Here is a 15,627-nt window from a genome sequence, read left to right as displayed (position 1 = left end):
CATGTGTTGAAGATTAGAGTACCATTGCTGCAATCCAACCGAAAAGCACTAACGGAATGTTGAAGTGGATGAAGGTTGGTACAACGGTATCCCAAATATGATCGTGCTTGCCGTCAGCATTAAGACCTGATGTTGGTCCAAGTGTTGAGTCGGAGGCTGGAGAGCCAGCATCGCCCAATGCAGCAGAAACGCCGACAATAGCGACAGTCGCCAGAGGCGAGAAACCAAGTGTCATACAAATTGGGATGTAAATAGTAGCAATGATTGGCACGGTTGAGAATGATGAACCGATGCCCATCGTAATAAATAGCCCGATTAATAGCATCAATAAGGCAGCCCAACCTTTATTATCACTACCAATGGTTTCACTGAAAGTTTGTACTAATGCGGAAACCCCATCTGTTGCTTTAATAACGCTGGCAAAACCTGAGGCTGCAATCATCACAAAGCCAATCATCGCCATAAGGCGTAAACCTTGTTGGAAGACATCATTACTTTCTTTTAATTTGAAAATGCCACCAAGTGCAAAAATACACAAACCTGCCAAGCCACCGATGATAATGGAGTCGGTATAAAGTTGTAGTGCAAAGGTAATGAAAATGGCAATCAGGCTGATCACAACATGATAAGATTGAACATGCGCTACGCGTTCCTCAATTTCCGCACTGGTTGGTTCTGGGGTGTTTGTTTCATAGTTGCGTGGTTTGCGATAGCTAATAAAAATCGCAAAGAGCAAGCCTAAAATCATGCCCGTAACGGGAACTAACATCGCACTACTCACTTGTGCAGCAGAGGTTTGCAGACCGAACTCAACACCCGCTTCATTGATTTTAGTTACGATGATGTTGTCGATAAAGATTTTACCGAATCCAACGGGTAAAATCATATAGGTTGCCGTTAAACCAAACGTAAGCGAACAGGCAACTGCACGGCGGTCTAATTTTAAGCGATTCATAATATCGAGCAGCGGTGGCACCACGATAGGAATGAAAGCAATATGCACAGGCAAGAGATTTTGTGAAGAAACGGCAAAGAGCAATAATAAAACGATAATAAAATATTTAAACCAAAAAAGTGCGGTTTGGCTAGGTTGTTGCCCGAGCTTTTTGATGACTTTCACCGCTAATAAATCGGTTAAGCCTGATTTAGAAATCGCTACGGCAAATGCACCCAAGATAGCGTAGTTCATTGCAACGGCAGCACCGCCACCAAGCCCGTCAGTGAAGGTATTTACCGTCGTTGCGATGTCCATACCGCCCATAATCCCTGCAACAAGGGCGGAAATGATTAGTGCAATCACCACATTAATGCGCAGGAGGCTCAATGCCAACAGCACAATAATTGCGATCACAACATTATTTGCAAATAACATAGTGTTGTTCCTGTAAGGTTGAAAGAAAAATAAAAGAAAAGTGAAAACCGATTTTACCTAAATAATGACTCAATTTATATTAAAAATTGGTGATCCTTGATGAATTTTTAAATAATTCACCATAAAACAAAATAATTCAGCCGTTTTTTCGGTGTCGTATAATGCGCCATGTGCTTGTTTTTGATCAAAATGAATATTGGCCGCTTGGCAGGCCTTTACTAAAACATTATTGCCTAGCATAAATGCGCCTAATGTGGCGGTATCTAACGTGGCAAAAGGATGAAATGGATTACGTTTTAGTGCACAGCGTTCAGCTGCCGCCATGATAAAACTGTGATCAAAGGCGGCATTGTGTGCAACTATGATGGAACGCTTACAATCTGCCGCTTTTTGGGTGCGACGCACCATACGAAACAGTTCACCTAATGCGTGCTCTTCGCTGACGGCACCGCGTAGCGGATTTTCAATATCAATGCCGTTAAATTTGAGTGAGTCAGGGTTTATATTCGCCCCATCAAACGGCGTAATATGAAAATGACATTTTTCATCAATATGTAATAAGCCTTGACTGTCCATTTTTAAGGTAATGGCAGCAAGTTCTAATAAAGCGTCACTTTTAGCATTAAATCCAGCGGTTTCGACATCAATAATTACCGGGAAATAGCCGCGAAAGCGATTTTTTAATACATTTAAATCAATTGTGACAGGGTTTGATGTTGTTTCATTAACTTCAGACATAAATACTCAATAACGCCCACAAATGTGGGCGATTTATTAATAACCTAAGGCTTGTTTTGCTTGTTTATTTTCAATAAATTCGATTTTATAGCCATCGGGATCTTCAACAAAGGCAATCACGGTTGAGCCACCTTTTACAGGGCCTGGTTCACGCGTGACATTGCCGCCAGAGGCTTTAACACGCTCACAGGTCGCATAAATGTCATCTACGCCAATGGCAATATGACCGTAGGCTGTGCCTAGATCATAGCTTTCCACGCCCCAATTGTAGGTTAATTCAATTACGGAGCTTGAATCTTCGTCGTCGTATCCAACAAAAGCAAGGGTGTATTTATATTCGGTGTTTTCACTTGTACGCAGCACGCGCATACCGAGTACGTTGGTGTAAAATTCTACCGAACGGTCCAAATTTCCAACGCGTAACATGGTGTGTAAAATTCGCATAATTGACTCCTATATAACAGGGAAATTTACATCTATTTTTGCTATACTAAAACGCAATACAGCACAATTCTATCATATTGAGTTTTTTATGTCGCAGCAAACCGAGAATAAAACCGCACTTTTGATTTACGCCCTTGTTCCTATTGCCTTGCTCATCAGTGCGGAAGGGCTTTTTTATGTACTACGAGTACAACTTTCTCCAAGTCGATTTTTTGCGTTATTTGGCTGTGCAGTGTTGCTTGCACAAGGTATTTTGCAGTTAATTTTTCTAAAAGGAGAGATTTGCCCTGGGCAACGTGGGCGGCTTTCTAACGTGGGACTTTATCTCGGTCTTTATTGGATAATGGTTTTGGTGTTGTGCTTTTTTAAACCTTTTGTGCCGCAAACGTGGCAAGCGATAGCGGGATTGCTGCTACTGTTTAGCACCTTTCAGCAGCCGAAAGATCCGCAGTTACGGCGAGCCATTTTGCTATTTGGCGTCGTGGCGGGCGTCATTGGGCTGCTGTGCTATGTTTTGCTTCTTTATCGACTTGATTATATGATGTGGCTTGTGTTAAGCCCCTTTAATCAAGCCATTATTGCGCTTGGGCTGGCATATTATCTCCTGCAATTATCGCGTAGTCGGTTAGCCAATTTTATACAATTACTGCCGATGGCAATGCTATTAATGTTAATCGGTAACGCCCTTTTTTGTGTGTTAATGTTTGCGTGGGTTTATGCCACGGATGTGCCAGTGAGGTTAAACCTTGGATTAATAGCACTTTATTTTGCCCTCCATTTGCTAGTCGCGTTGCTGTTGATTCGCTCACGCATTCGTAAAAAAGCGGGTGAGAAAATGCAAAGTGCGGTTGAAATAGCGTCAGCACTTGTTATGCCATTGCTCTTGATCGGCGCGGGTATGTGATGGGCAAAAAATTACTTATCGGAGCAGGTGTTGCATTTTTTGCATTGACAGGATTGCTAAGTTGGGTCGTGTTCGGTGATGGGCTGCAAAAAATAGCAAATCATTTTTTGTCTCCTGATTTTCGTATTGTGTGGCAACCCAAATTGGCGATTTCTCGTCAAGGGCTTTCAGCCCCACAGGTGCAACTTTTTTCTGAAAAGCATCACTGCCAAATTGTTGCGTTGGATGATACGCGATTTTTTTGGCGTGCACGAGAAATCAGTGCAGATAAGGTGCAAGTGAATTATGCTTGTGTGCATAAACTGATCACGGAAGAGCGCGCCGAAACATCAGATAAGACGCTTTCATTAAGTGCGCTTACCGCACTTATTCCGATTGGGCATATCACAATTAATCACCTCACATTTACAGACACTCATCTTATTGACAACCCGAGCCTGCGTACGTTGCTGCAAAGTGAAAGTGCGGTCAATGTTAGCCAAGCAGATGATGGGTTACAGCTGAGCTTAACTACACAGCACAATGGGGCGAATTTGCTCGGCGCGAGTGTGCATTTGCAAGGTAATCAATTACACGGTACGCTGGATTATCAGCCTGATGATGGCATAGAAAACACAGTGCAGTTTAATGCTACGTTAGCGGAGGATATTGCTCAGCTGCCTGAAAAAGCACAGTTAGACTATCGTTGGCGATGGGGCGATGTGTTCGTGCCGCAAGGGAAAATAACACTGGATTGGCAGGGAAAACGAGGCACGTTGAGTTTGTTTGAAACGGTGGATGGACATGATGAAAAACGTGTAAATCTGCCATTTGAGTGGCTTGGTAAGCAGCTGCGTATTGAAAAAGCAGGATTTCAATGGGATAAACATGTTCCTCAACCAATAAACGGTTTTATTGATCTCGATCTTGCTACGCGTGATGAGCAAAGCCTGTTGACAGGGCAGGATATCACGCTGAATTTTCGTCTTTCTTTATTAACGAATGGTGAGAAAGGCAAAGGGGTGATCGTGATTCAAGGTAAAAATGGTCAGCTCAATGCAGGGCAGCTTCATGTGGCACTTCAAGCCAATGGCAATGTGAAATCGGGTGATGCAGTATTTTATGCGCAATTACCGATGCACTTAGAAGGGAGCGTGAGCGAACCGCACTTACGCTTTTTATCTGGGGCGTTGCTGCGTATGCAAGGTAAAACAGACTACATTGATATTCAAGAATTACGCTTGCCTTTAGCAGGGGTAAGCATTAGTCCATTTGGCGTGAATGGGCGTTTGCAGGCGATTTTAAAAGGGCAAACTGATCAATTAAATCGCATTGATTTACACCTTGATGGAAAAGCGAACGAATTTATTGCTGGCATTCAGTCCCTATTCAAAGTGCGGTCAGGTGATGGCGTATCCACAGAGCATATTGCGAATATGTGGCAATGGAAATTTTGGGGCAGTGCTGGGGTAAACGTGCTGCATAACACCGTATCGCTTCAAGGGCGTGGGCAGTGGCAGGATAATCGTATTGACATTAAACAATTTGACGGGCAGATGACGGCGTTTGCGTTGTCAGGTGTACGTGTTCAACCGCTGGATATGACTATTGCGACGCCAATTCATTGGGATTATCAACATGACTCGTTACAAGGTGGCTTAGTGGTCAGCAATCGCTATATTGAGTTTGATTATGGGGGCAAATTTGAACAGCCCAGTATGACGATGACGCTCTCAGGGAAAGATTTTTCGCATTTAGCGATTAAAGGTGAGCTAAGTGCGAATAAATTAGGGCCAATCACCCTATTTGCACGCTATCAGGAACAACGCTTAAAGGGAAATATTTATTGGCCAGTACAGTCTGCGAAAGTCTTTCAATCACTTTTTCCGCCACAGATGAATTGGTTGATTAAACAAGGGCAGATCCGAGGGCAAACTGCATTTTCTATTACACCAGAACAAGGTGTGGTGGCTGGCGGGCATTTTGCTATTGAGCAAGGGCGAATTAAACTGCCCGATGGTGAGATTAAGGGCATTACGTTTTCGCTACCGTATCGCTATTTTGATCAACATTTTCAATTAGGCGTGAAAGCCCCAGTGTCAGTGAATGTGGCAGAGATGGAAAATAATGGTTTACGAGCAACGGATCTGTCGGTTAAGGTACAGGGCAATTATCCATACAGTGCGAAATCGCCCTTAAAGTTGTCACAATTGCGTTTGGCATTGCTTGGTGGGGAATTAAGTGTCAGCCATTTTGCGCTGCCACAACGTGATGTGGCACATTTTAAATTACAACAGATTGATCTTGCACAAGTACTGAGTTTGTTGCAATACAATCAAGTTTCTGCCACAGGTTTGTTAAATGCCGATTTGCCATTTTGGATTGATGGCAAAACGTGTATCATTTGCGACGGTGTGATAGAACAGGACAATCAATGGCATATTAAATTAAGCCCGGCTTTGGTTGAGCAAGTGAAAGCCAAAGGAGGCATGACAGAGCAGATTTTACTGGATCTTTTGCATGAAATGGCGGTATTTGACTCGAGCATTTCTGTGAATTTACACAATAATGGTTTGGGCTTAATGAAGGCGAAAATTCATGCAACCAATGCACAAGGCAACCCTGTTACATTAAATTATAACCATAAAGAGAATCTGTTTGATTTATGGTATTCTATTAACTTTGGTAATACGCTAGAGCAGCAATTAGACTATTTGCTTGAGCGACAACAAACGAGAAAATAAGTAATGAAAGTGATCATAGCGTTGACCGCACTTTTAGTGTTGTGGGCGTGTACCCCAAAAATTCAGTTAGAAACGCCGAAAACAGGCATTACAGTAAATTTAAACGTGGAAGTGGATCATAAAATTCAGATTGAAACTGACAATAACACCAAAGCGATTTTGGATAAAACACCACAAAAACATTAGGTTAGGTATCGTATTGTGTTTTCTCTTTGAATTCACATAAGTCTTCAATAATGCATGCACCACAACGCGGTTTGCGAGCAATGCAAGTATAGCGACCGTGTAAAATGAGCCAGTGATGCACATCCACTTTAAATTCAGCGGGTACAACCTTTATTAATTTTTCTTCGACTTTCACCACATCTTTTCCTGGTGCGAATTTTGTGCGGTTACAGACACGAAAAATATGTGTGTCCACTGCAATCGTGGGCCAGCCAAATGCCGTATTTAACACTACATTTGCGGTTTTTCGCCCAACCCCAGGTAAGGCTTCGAGTGCTTGGCGATCTTCAGGCACATCACCGTGATATTGTTGGCTTAAAATGTGGCACGTTTTAATAATATTTTCTGCCTTGCTATTATACAGCCCAATGGTTTTGATATATTCCTTTAAACCGTCCACACCCAGTTCAAAAATAGCCTGTGCAGTATTGGCGACAGGAAAAAGTTTAGCCGTCGCTTTATTCACTCCTTTATCAGTAGCTTGTGCTGACAAAATGACCGCAATTAATAACTCAAACGGCGAAGTAAAATTCAATTCTGTCGTTGGATGCGGGTTAGCCTCACGCAGGCGTGTTAAAATCTCAATGCGTTTTTGTTTATTCATTTTGCCGCTCGATTATCAATAATGTTTTTCACCGCTAAAATTAACCCCAATCCAATAAATGCACCTGGTGGCAAGATTGCGAGTAAAAACGTCGTATCCATATGCAGTATGGTAATTTGTAAATGAGCTGCCCAAGGACCGAAAAGTTGATCCAATCCAGAAAAAAGCGTTCCGTTGCCGAAGATTTCGCGGACTGCGCCGAGCAAAACAAGGCTTAGGGTCATGCCAAGCCCCATCGCAAAGCCATCAAAAAGTGATGGTGCCAGCGGATTTTTCGACGCAAATGCTTCAGCTCGCCCAATGACAATGCAATTCGTTACGATCAGCGGGATAAAAATCCCGAGGGCTAAATAGAGATCATAGACAAACGCATTCATCAATAATTGTACTGCAGTTACCATCGTGGCGATAATCATCACATAAATGGGAATGCGAATTTCATGCGGAATCGCACGACGGAAAAGGGATACAATGCCGTTAGTGCAAATAAGCACCAGCATCGTTGCCAGCCCTAGTCCAAGTGCATTGGTAACTGAACTGGATACAGCTAATAGTGGGCAAAGCCCTAACAATTGCACTAATGCTGAGTTATTATGCCAAATACCTTGTCGAAAAATACCAGCCCAGTCGGTACTGATTTTTTCCAGTACAACTGGCGATTTATCAAGGGTTAGTTGTTGATCAGTCATAACTTACTCACAGTGTTGTAATGGCAAAAGTGCGGTCGAATCGATATGTTCTAACACGGCAGTTGCGGTATATTTCACCGCATTGATTACCGCACGTGGCGTAATGGTCGCCCCTGCAAATTGGTCAAACTCACCGCCGTCTTTTTTCACCGCCCATTTTGCGACCTCGTTCAACGAAAAGTGTTTATTGCTAAAGCGATTAATCCAATCGGATTTGCTTGGCTCGACTTTATCACCCAGCCCCGGCGTTTCATTATGCTCAAGCACGCGTACGCCTAAAATGTCTCCCTGAGGTGTCATACCGATAAGCACAACAATTTTACCAGAATAGCCTTGCATGGTGAGCGTTTTTATTGCGTAAGCACTGATCACGTTATCTTTTTTGGCGACAAAAATTTGTTGAATATTCGGTGCAAAGTCAAAGTGCGGTTGAAGGCAGCTTTGTAAAATCGCATTATTATAACTACCTTGAGGCAACACCTGATTTAATAACATTTCTTGCTGTGCTTGACGTTGCGCGTTAATACGCGTTTTCGTTAACTGATTAACGCCAAGTGAAAGTGCGGTACAGACTAACGCGACAAACGCAAGAATCAAGGCCGATCGCAGCGTGATTTTAAACATTATTTTTTCCTCCCATGGCTGCCGTAAATGGCAGGTTGGGTGTAATGATCAATTAATGGCACGCAAATATTGCCTAATAAAATGGCAAAGGCAACGCCGTCAGGGTAATTGGCATAATAGCGAATAATATAAATTAAAATACCGACTAATGCACCGAAAACCCATTTCCCTTTTGGTGAGATGGCACCCGTTACAGGATCGGTGGCGATAAAAAAGGCACAAAACATTGTCGCACCGCTAAACAACGTGACTATAGGATTAATGCCATTGCTTGCCCCCAGTAGGTAATTGCCAGTAGCACAAATAAAAAGCGCAAGGCAAAGTGCGGTTGGAGTTTGCCAGTGAATGATCTTTTTCCACACTAAAAAGAGCCCCCCGAGCAAAAAGGTGAGATTGACTTGCCACCAGCCTTGTGCCAGCCCTATGCTAGATGCAAAAATCGGAGAGGAGAGTAGTGTTGGCATGGATACAGCGTGACTCAGGCCTGTTTTGATCGAATCAAGCGGCGTGGCTTGCGTAATTCCATCAATCGTGCCGACTAATTGTGCAAGGCTATACCCATCCGAGGTTATGCCTGAAAAGATAAGTGAGATTGCATCATGTAGCGATGGCGGCTCTTTTAATAGTGCAATGGGCGGCATCCAGCTGGTCATTTGCAAAGGGAATGAAATCAATAAAATGACATAACCGACCATAGCAGGGTTAAACGGGTTCTGCCCTAGGCCGCCATACACATGTTTTCCGAGTAATACAGCACAGAAAATGCCAATCAAAATGATCCAATAAGGTGCATAAGGCGGAATCGCAACCGCCAAAATCAGTGCGGTTAATAAGACGCTAAAATCGCTCACATAAAAAAAGAGCGGTTTACGTCGCAGCAGTGTTACAGCCAGCTCAAGGACATAGGCAAAACTCAACGCTAATGCACTTTGTATTAGCACGCCGACGCCGAAAAAATAGCACTGCACGAGAATGGCAGGCAACATCGCCAGCATGACCCACAACATAAAATGTGCGGTGAGCTGACGAGAATGAATATGGGGAGAACTAATGAGGGTAAACATTAATCAGCTTCCTTATGATTACGTTGTGCTTGTTTCGCTTTTGCACGAGCAATGGCGGCAGCAACGGCAGCTTTGCGTGGGTCGTTATCAGTGGATTCAACCGCACTTTGCACTTTTTCCGCTTGTTTCGCTTTTGCGTGAGCAATGGCGGCAGCAACGGCAGCTTTGCGTGGGTCGTTATCAGTGGATTCAACCGCACTTTGCACTTTTTCCGCTTGTTTGGCTTTTGCACGAGCGATGGCGGCAGCAACGGCAGCTTTGCGTGGGTCGTTATCAGTGGATTCAACCGCACTTTGTGTTTTTTCTGCCTGTTTGGCTTTTGCGCGAGCAATGGCGGCAGCAACAGCGGCTTTGCGTGGATCGTTATCAGTTGATTCAACCGCATTTTGTACTTTTTCTGCCTGTTTTTGTAACCGGCGAGCTTTGCGTTGCGCCATTAGTTCGCTATTATCAGGCACAATATCGCCTTTTTCATTTTGCTGTGTTGCTTGCACTGGGTGCTCTGCAAGGGCTTTTTTCGCTTTGAGCCGTTCAAGTGCGGCTTTAACCGGATCTTCGCCTTGTTGGTTTGCCACTTCTTGTCGCCGTTTCTCTGCGGCAGCTTTGGCGCGCGCTTCACGAGCTTGTTTTTCTTTCAATAGGCGTGCTTCACGGGCTTCAAACCGCACTTTTGCTTCTTCCGATAACCGCTCTTTTTCTTTGATGTCGGCAATTTTGGCTTTTTCCTGACGGAAATATTGGATAAGTGGAATGTGGCTTGGGCAAACATAAGCGCATACGCCGCACTCAATGCAGGCATCAAGATGATATTGCGTGGATTTATCATGCTCTTCGTTGCGTGCAAACCAATAAAGCTGTTGTGGTAATAATTGTACAGGGCAAGCATCGGAACAACTTGAGCAACGAATGCAGCTTTGTTCTGGCGGTGGGGCTTGGTATTCAAAATGATCTGGGGCAATGATGCAGTTGCTCATTTTGGTAATTGGGGCACTGAGATTGGGCAAAATATAGCCCATCATAGGGCCGCCAACAAAAATAGGCAGCCGTGGATCAGCTTGGTAACCGACCTGCGCTAATACATGCTGAATAGGCGTGCCAAAACGAAGCCAATAATTGCGTGGTTGTGGAATTTTATCGCCTGTTAGGGTTACGACTCGCTCAATCATCGGTTCACCATCGATGACCGCTTTTTTAATTGCAAACGCGGTGCCTGTATTATGCATTAAAATGCCAAGTTCAGATGAGCGTGCTCCTTGCGGCACTTCTAGCCCCGTTAAAATTTGGATCAGTTGCTTGGACGCTCCCGATGGATAAATCGTAGGGATGACACGAAGTATAATGTCGTTTGCACCTTTCAGTGCTTTTTTAACAGCCTGAATGGCACGAGGCTTGTTGTCTTCAATGGCGATGACCACGGTTTGCGCACGCGTGAGATAACGCAAAATGCGAACACCTTCAAGCATTTCAGCGGTATAGTCTTGCATAAGACGGTCATCACAGGTGATGTAGGGTTCGCACTCTGCACCGTTAATAATCAAGGCGTTTATGCCAGATAAGACGGCATTAATTTTACTAGCACTTGGGAACACCGCCCCACCGAGCCCCGCAATGCCTGCATTATGGATTTTTTCGACTAAGGTTTGCGGGGAGAGCGATAAATAGTCATCTGTTGGCGAGAGTTCAATCCAGCGATCTTCACCATCGGCTTCAAGATGAATCATGGTTTCACTTAAACCCGATGGATGATTGGCAGGGAAGGAACCAATTGCGCGAATATAACCTGATGTTGGGGCATGCACGGGCACATGGCGATAATCAGCATGTTGGGTTAAGGCTTGTCCTTTTAAAACATAATCACCAATCTCTACGCAGATTGTCGCTGATTGTCCGATGTGTTGCTTAATTGGGATATAAAAATTATTCGCCAATGCAAGGCGAGCGATGCGTTTGCCATTCGATTGGGATTTCATTTCACGAGGATGAATGCCTCCTGGGAAACGCCAGAGTTTACCGCTTTCCAGACGTTGCAGCAAATCACGCATGTTCTTGCTCCTTCGCCTCAATTGTTCGAGTTGGAATAATTAAAGTGCGGTCAAATTGCCAATTCCAGTGTTCTAACTCTTTTTTCACGGGTTCCATCGTGATGCAATCTGTTGGGCAAGGGGCAACACATAGCTCGCAACCTGTGCATAGGCGCGGAATAACCGTATGCAATGCTTTATTTGCACCGATAATTGCATCCACTGGGCAGGCTTGAATACATTTAGTACAACCAATGCACATTTCTTCGTGGATAAATGCCACTTTTATCTCAGGTGCACCTTCTTCAAAGTCTGTTTTAGGCACATCTACGCCGAGTAAATCCGCTAATTGGACGACAAGGGGTTGCCCACCGGGTACGCATTTCGTGATGACATCGCCATTGGCAATTGCATCTGCGTAAGGGCGGCAACCAGGATATCCACATTGCCCACATTGACTTTGCGGTAAGAGCGCATCAATTTTCTCCACAATGGGGTCACTTTCAACGTTTAATTTTACCGATGAAAAGCCTAAAATTGCACCGAAAATCAACGCAAGTACTGAGATGATAATCAGTATCCAGTGCATGGTGGAGAGTTGCGCAAGCATATTCATTAGCTATGCACCAAGCCAGCAAAGCCTAAAAATGCCAATGACATTAGCCCGGCAGTAATCAATGCAATCGATGCACCACGAAACGGCATTGGTACATCTGCACCCGCTAAACGCTCACGCAATGCAGCAAAAAGTACCAGCACCAGCGAAAATCCTAAGGAGGCACTAAAGCCATACACCACGGATTGTACTAAATTATGTGAAAGATTGACATTAAGCAATGCCACGCCTAACACGGCACAGTTTGTGGTGATGAGCGGAAGGAAAATCCCCAATAAGCGGTAAAGTACTGGACTGGTTTTATGGATGACCATTTCAGTAAATTGTACTACCACGGCAATAACTAAAATAAACACCAGTGTTTGTAAAAAATTGGCATCAAGCGGCGTTAGGATATAACGCTGAATTAAATACGAGCAAAGGCTTGCCACAGTTAAGACAAACGTGGTTGCCAGCCCCATGCCAATTGCAGTTTCGATTTTTTTAGAAACGCCCATAAACGGGCATAAACCTAAAAATTTAATCAATACAAAGTTATTGACCAGTGCGGTGCCAATGACTAATAAAAGATAATCTATCATCGTTTCAATGCCAAAAAATTAAGGATGCTATTATGGCGATTTCTCTTAAATAGAACAATACTCGATCGTGATTATTTTAGCAAACTTATGGTTCAACCATCAGCGGGGGAGGTAATGGCTCAGGTTTACCTAAAAAGTGCGGTTTTTTCTGCGTGAATAAATCCCACAGCATATAAACACGGGCTAAGAGTTCGCGTATACGCACACCATAGTGTCCTTCAGGGTAGTCTGCGGCAAAACAAATGGCATTAATGTCGTAATATTTTGCAATGAATAATGCTCGCTCACAATGAAAACGTTGAGAGATAATGGTCATGGCATGTGCGTGAAAAATATCTTTGGCACGGATTACTGAATCCAAGGTGCGAAAACCTGCAAAGTCGAGATATAAAAACTCAGCATCCACCCCCAGTTTGCGGAGATCTTTGAACATATTACGTGGTTCATTATAGGAGGCTTGGCGGTTGTCTCCACTGAGTAATAAATAATCGACTTTATGCGCTTTAATTAATTTTTGTGCAGCGAGTAGGCGATTGTAATAAAACAAATTTAACGAATTGTCGCTAAAATAGCGGGAAGTGCCTAGCACTACGCCATAGGGGCGGTAAGGTAATTCATCACTATTTTCATACACATCACCACGCACATAAACGCTAACGCCGATGTCGATTACGGCGACGCCAAGCAAACAGCAAAGTGCGGTCAGCCCAAGGTAGCGTAGCAGTTTGGGCAAAATAGGTCGCAGTGCTATTCGCATAAAGCGAGGTTGCGTACGTTGTGGTTCTGGGGATGCGGTATCAGTTTTTTTTCTCGGCATAATATGAGCAAGCAGTCAGCATGATTCGATTATACCTATTTTTCAATCGGTTAGAAAGTTAAGCCGACCGCACTTTTGCTTTTTGTGCCGCATTTTCGCTATAAGTGATATATAAAATGGCAATGATAATTAACGCTGCGCCTAACCACAAGCGTCCAGGCGGTACGGCAGAGAAAATAAGCCAGCCAGCGAGTACATTGAGTGGCAATTTTAGAAAATCAAAGGGTTGTAGATAAGCGGCATCGGCTAAATTATAGGCTTTTGCCACGGCAAGCTGAGCAATTGCGGTTAAAAAGCCCAGTAAAATGAGGTAACCCAGTTCCATGGCAGTAGGGGCAACAAGGCTATTATTGACGGCCATCAATAGATTAAATGGTGTGATTAAAATGAATAGATACACCACGATGGTCGTTGGCGACTCGTGAGCGGAGAGTTTTTTAACCATCAACGAATAAATCGCCCAACAAAGTGCGGCGGCAAGCGGTAACAGGGCGACTGGGTTAAAGTCCTCCGCCCACGGTTTTAAAATGAGCATTGCGCCACTGAAACCGAGCAAGGTGGCAAATAGGCGATTGGCACCGACGTTTTCTTTCAAAAATATAGCGGCACCTAGGGTAGCAAAAAGCGGTGAGGTCATAATGAGTGCGATGCCTTGCCAAATGGGAATAGGGTAAATCAAGGCACTAATCCAACATTGGATACCAATTACCGAAATACCAACGCGTATGATATGCCACAGCAAATATTGGGTTTTTAACACATTTTTACCTGCGCGAAAAAGGCTCGGTGCGAGGAAAAGTAAGGCGAAAAGGTATTGGTAAAGCGCAACTGATTGTGAGCTAATTGTGGAATGTAGCCCTAAAATTTGCGTTAACGCATTAATGGCAGCAAACACGATACCCGCTAGAATCATTGTCACTGCGCCTTTGATTGGATGATGTAGCATACTTTTTACTGTAATCAAAAATGGTATAAGCATACCGTGCAATCAGAAAAAAGCAAACCTATTTTAGCCGTTTTTAAATCTAGACGTTTAGACTGCTAAAATTTCTTGACATCTGATCGCACGCTCGGTAACGTAATGACATTTTATTTATTAGCTGTATGCAAGGTCGTATGACAATCCAACGTGTAACGTTATTCCAACACCAGCCACTGACACTGTTTAATGGTGGGCAGTTAGAGCAGATACAAGTGGCGTATCAAACGTATGGTGAACTGAATTCACGCAAAGATAATGCCGTGCTGATTTGCCACGCACTGACGGGTGATGCCGAACCGTATTTTGAACCAACTTCAGGGCAAAAAGGATGGTGGCAAAATTTTATGGGTAGTGGACTTGCGTTGGATACTGACCAATATTTTTTCATTTGTTCTAACGTGTTAGGTGGTTGTAAAGGGACAACAGGGCCTTCTTCGCCGACCCCATTTGATGGCATGCCGTATGGTAGCCGTTTTCCCGCAATCACGATTCAAGATATTGTTCATGTCCAAAAAGCCTTGTTAGATTATTTAGAGATTCCGCAGTTACATGCGGTGATTGGCGGCTCTTTCGGTGGTATGCAAGCCACCCAATGGGCAATAGCCTATCCTGATATGATGACCCATGTGCTGAATTTGTGTTCATCATTGTCACTAAGCCCTGAAGCCGTGGGTTTTGATCATGTGATGCGTCAGGCGATAATCGGCGATCCGCACTTTAATCATGGTGATTACTATGGCGCAACACCGCCACATCAAGGGTTAGCGGTGGCGAGAATGTTGGGCATGCTCACCTACCGTACAGGCAAGCAATTAAATAAAGCGTTTGGGCGTGCCAAAAAGCAAGAACAACGCTATTTTGGCGATGTGTTTCAAGTGGAGTCGTATCTAAGTTATCAGGGGCAAAAATTTCTTGAACGCTTTGATGCAAACAGTTATCTGCACCTAACACGCGCATTGGATTGCTATGATCCTGCCGATGGCTTTGATAATATACAAACCGCACTTTCTCGCATTCAGGCTCACTACACGTTGATTGCCGTTGCCAGTGATCAATTGTTTACATTGCATGATATGCATACCACTCGAGATTTACTGTGTAACAGTGGAGTCAACGTAGATTATTTTGAACTTAATTCTGATTTCGGGCATGATGCTTTTTTGGTGGAATATGATTTTTTCGCCCCTTGCCTGCGTAAAGGATTGGGGCAATAAGGTCAAAGT

16 protein-coding genes are annotated in these 15,627 nt (G+C 43.9%); 4 read left to right on the top strand and 12 right to left on the bottom strand.

Going from position 1 to position 15,627, the window contains the following annotated elements:
• Nucleotides 1-13 precede the first annotated feature (13 nt).
• The 3 genes from HPC40_RS06315 to gloA form a co-directional block, all read right to left on the bottom strand.
• A complete protein-coding gene (locus HPC40_RS06315) occupies nucleotides 14-1,372 on the bottom strand; it encodes a Na+/H+ antiporter family protein (RefSeq protein WP_208118650.1) in 1,359 nt (452 codons plus the stop codon).
• Nucleotides 1,373-1,441: 69 nt separating this feature from the next.
• On the bottom strand, nucleotides 1,442-2,110 hold the full coding sequence (gene rnt / locus HPC40_RS06310) for a ribonuclease T (protein WP_208118649.1): 669 nt from the start codon (nucleotides 2,108-2,110) through the stop codon (nucleotides 1,442-1,444).
• A 36-nt stretch (nucleotides 2,111-2,146) separates the two neighbouring features.
• Nucleotides 2,147-2,554 (bottom strand): lactoylglutathione lyase, encoded by a 408-nt coding sequence (gloA, locus tag HPC40_RS06305; RefSeq protein WP_208118648.1) that lies wholly within the window; start codon nucleotides 2,552-2,554, stop codon nucleotides 2,147-2,149.
• An 88-nt stretch (nucleotides 2,555-2,642) separates the two neighbouring features.
• Here gloA and HPC40_RS06300 point away from each other — a divergent pair, with 88 nt between their 5' ends.
• From HPC40_RS06300 to HPC40_RS06290, 3 genes are read left to right on the top strand one after another with little or no spacing between them, the layout of a single operon-like run.
• Nucleotides 2,643-3,458, top strand: coding sequence for a hypothetical protein (locus tag HPC40_RS06300; RefSeq protein WP_208118647.1), 816 nt, complete (start codon nucleotides 2,643-2,645; stop codon nucleotides 3,456-3,458).
• Nucleotides 3,458-6,181 carry an intermembrane phospholipid transport protein YdbH family protein gene (locus HPC40_RS06295; protein WP_208118646.1) on the top strand — a complete coding sequence of 908 codons (2,724 nt, stop codon included), beginning with the start codon at nucleotides 3,458-3,460 and terminating at the stop codon, nucleotides 6,179-6,181. Before HPC40_RS06300 ends, HPC40_RS06295 begins: the two co-directional genes overlap by 1 nt.
• Before the next feature lie 3 nt (nucleotides 6,182-6,184).
• Nucleotides 6,185-6,367 carry a YnbE family lipoprotein gene (locus tag HPC40_RS06290; protein WP_208118645.1) on the top strand — a complete coding sequence of 61 codons (183 nt, stop codon included), beginning with the start codon at nucleotides 6,185-6,187 and terminating at the stop codon, nucleotides 6,365-6,367.
• 1 nt (nucleotide 6,368) lies between these two features.
• Here HPC40_RS06290 and nth read toward each other — a convergent pair whose 3' ends face one another.
• The 9 genes from nth to HPC40_RS06245 form a co-directional block, all read right to left on the bottom strand.
• Nucleotides 6,369-7,010, bottom strand: coding sequence for an endonuclease III (gene nth / locus HPC40_RS06285; protein ID WP_208118644.1), 642 nt, complete (start codon nucleotides 7,008-7,010; stop codon nucleotides 6,369-6,371).
• Nucleotides 7,007-7,699, bottom strand: a complete 693-nt coding sequence (locus tag HPC40_RS06280) for an electron transport complex subunit E (protein ID WP_208118643.1) — start codon at nucleotides 7,697-7,699, stop codon at nucleotides 7,007-7,009. The genes nth and HPC40_RS06280 overlap by 4 nt, the downstream gene beginning before the upstream one ends.
• 3 nt (nucleotides 7,700-7,702) lie before the next feature.
• Nucleotides 7,703-8,323: an electron transport complex subunit RsxG gene (gene rsxG / locus HPC40_RS06275; RefSeq protein ID WP_208118642.1), complete on the bottom strand. Its 621-nt coding sequence runs from the start codon at nucleotides 8,321-8,323 to the stop codon at nucleotides 7,703-7,705.
• Nucleotides 8,323-9,387 (bottom strand): electron transport complex subunit RsxD, encoded by a 1,065-nt coding sequence (rsxD, locus tag HPC40_RS06270; protein ID WP_208118641.1) that lies wholly within the window; start codon nucleotides 9,385-9,387, stop codon nucleotides 8,323-8,325. The genes rsxG and rsxD overlap by 1 nt, the downstream gene beginning before the upstream one ends.
• The gene (gene rsxC / locus HPC40_RS06265) at nucleotides 9,387-11,429 is read right to left on the bottom strand and encodes an electron transport complex subunit RsxC (RefSeq protein WP_208118640.1); all 2,043 of its coding nucleotides are present in this window, start codon (nucleotides 11,427-11,429) and stop codon (nucleotides 9,387-9,389) included. Before rsxC ends, rsxD begins: the two co-directional genes overlap by 1 nt.
• Nucleotides 11,422-12,024, bottom strand: a complete 603-nt coding sequence (gene rsxB / locus HPC40_RS06260) for an electron transport complex subunit RsxB (RefSeq protein WP_408021822.1) — start codon at nucleotides 12,022-12,024, stop codon at nucleotides 11,422-11,424. Before rsxB ends, rsxC begins: the two co-directional genes overlap by 8 nt.
• On the bottom strand, nucleotides 12,024-12,605 hold the full coding sequence (gene rsxA, locus HPC40_RS06255) for an electron transport complex subunit RsxA (protein ID WP_208118639.1): 582 nt from the start codon (nucleotides 12,603-12,605) through the stop codon (nucleotides 12,024-12,026). The genes rsxB and rsxA overlap by 1 nt, the downstream gene beginning before the upstream one ends.
• Nucleotides 12,606-12,690: 85 nt before the next feature.
• Complete coding sequence (locus HPC40_RS06250) at nucleotides 12,691-13,362, bottom strand: SanA/YdcF family protein (RefSeq protein ID WP_208118676.1); 672 nt, start codon at nucleotides 13,360-13,362, stop codon at nucleotides 12,691-12,693.
• Nucleotides 13,363-13,480: 118 nt separating this feature from the next.
• The gene (locus tag HPC40_RS06245; RefSeq protein ID WP_328805309.1) at nucleotides 13,481-14,341 is read right to left on the bottom strand and encodes a DMT family transporter; all 861 of its coding nucleotides are present in this window, start codon (nucleotides 14,339-14,341) and stop codon (nucleotides 13,481-13,483) included.
• A 197-nt stretch (nucleotides 14,342-14,538) separates the two neighbouring features.
• Here HPC40_RS06245 and metX point away from each other — a divergent pair, with 197 nt between their 5' ends.
• Complete coding sequence (gene metX, locus HPC40_RS06240; protein WP_208118638.1) at nucleotides 14,539-15,618, top strand: homoserine O-acetyltransferase MetX; 1,080 nt, start codon at nucleotides 14,539-14,541, stop codon at nucleotides 15,616-15,618.
• The last annotated feature ends 9 nt before the right edge of the window (nucleotides 15,619-15,627 follow it).

It is taken from the genome of Spirabiliibacterium falconis (genome assembly GCF_014885015.1).
GTDB classification, from domain to species: domain Bacteria; phylum Pseudomonadota; class Gammaproteobacteria; order Enterobacterales; family Pasteurellaceae; genus Spirabiliibacterium; species Spirabiliibacterium falconis.
This window is presented reverse-complemented; position numbering and strand designations above follow the sequence as displayed.

Coding starts and splice junctions, on each gene's coding strand:
- HPC40_RS06315 (WP_208118650.1), bottom strand. CDS start 1,372: ATGTTATTTGCAAATAATGTTGTGATCGCAATTATTGTGCTGTTGGCA.
- rnt (WP_208118649.1), bottom strand. CDS start 2,110: ATGTCTGAAGTTAATGAAACAACATCAAACCCTGTCACAATTGATTTA.
- gloA (WP_208118648.1), bottom strand. CDS start 2,554: ATGCGAATTTTACACACCATGTTACGCGTTGGAAATTTGGACCGTTCG.
- HPC40_RS06300 (WP_208118647.1), top strand. CDS start 2,643: ATGTCGCAGCAAACCGAGAATAAAACCGCACTTTTGATTTACGCCCTT.
- HPC40_RS06295 (WP_208118646.1), top strand. CDS start 3,458: ATGGGCAAAAAATTACTTATCGGAGCAGGTGTTGCATTTTTTGCATTG.
- HPC40_RS06290 (WP_208118645.1), top strand. CDS start 6,185: ATGAAAGTGATCATAGCGTTGACCGCACTTTTAGTGTTGTGGGCGTGT.
- nth (WP_208118644.1), bottom strand. CDS start 7,010: ATGAATAAACAAAAACGCATTGAGATTTTAACACGCCTGCGTGAGGCT.
- HPC40_RS06280 (WP_208118643.1), bottom strand. CDS start 7,699: ATGACTGATCAACAACTAACCCTTGATAAATCGCCAGTTGTACTGGAA.
- rsxG (WP_208118642.1), bottom strand. CDS start 8,323: ATGTTTAAAATCACGCTGCGATCGGCCTTGATTCTTGCGTTTGTCGCG.
- rsxD (WP_208118641.1), bottom strand. CDS start 9,387: ATGTTTACCCTCATTAGTTCTCCCCATATTCATTCTCGTCAGCTCACC.
- rsxC (WP_208118640.1), bottom strand. CDS start 11,429: ATGCGTGATTTGCTGCAACGTCTGGAAAGCGGTAAACTCTGGCGTTTC.
- rsxB (WP_408021822.1), bottom strand. CDS start 12,024: ATGAATATGCTTGCGCAACTCTCCACCATGCACTGGATACTGATTATC.
- rsxA (WP_208118639.1), bottom strand. CDS start 12,605: ATGATAGATTATCTTTTATTAGTCATTGGCACCGCACTGGTCAATAAC.
- HPC40_RS06250 (WP_208118676.1), bottom strand. CDS start 13,362: ATGCGAATAGCACTGCGACCTATTTTGCCCAAACTGCTACGCTACCTT.
- metX (WP_208118638.1), top strand. CDS start 14,539: ATGACAATCCAACGTGTAACGTTATTCCAACACCAGCCACTGACACTG.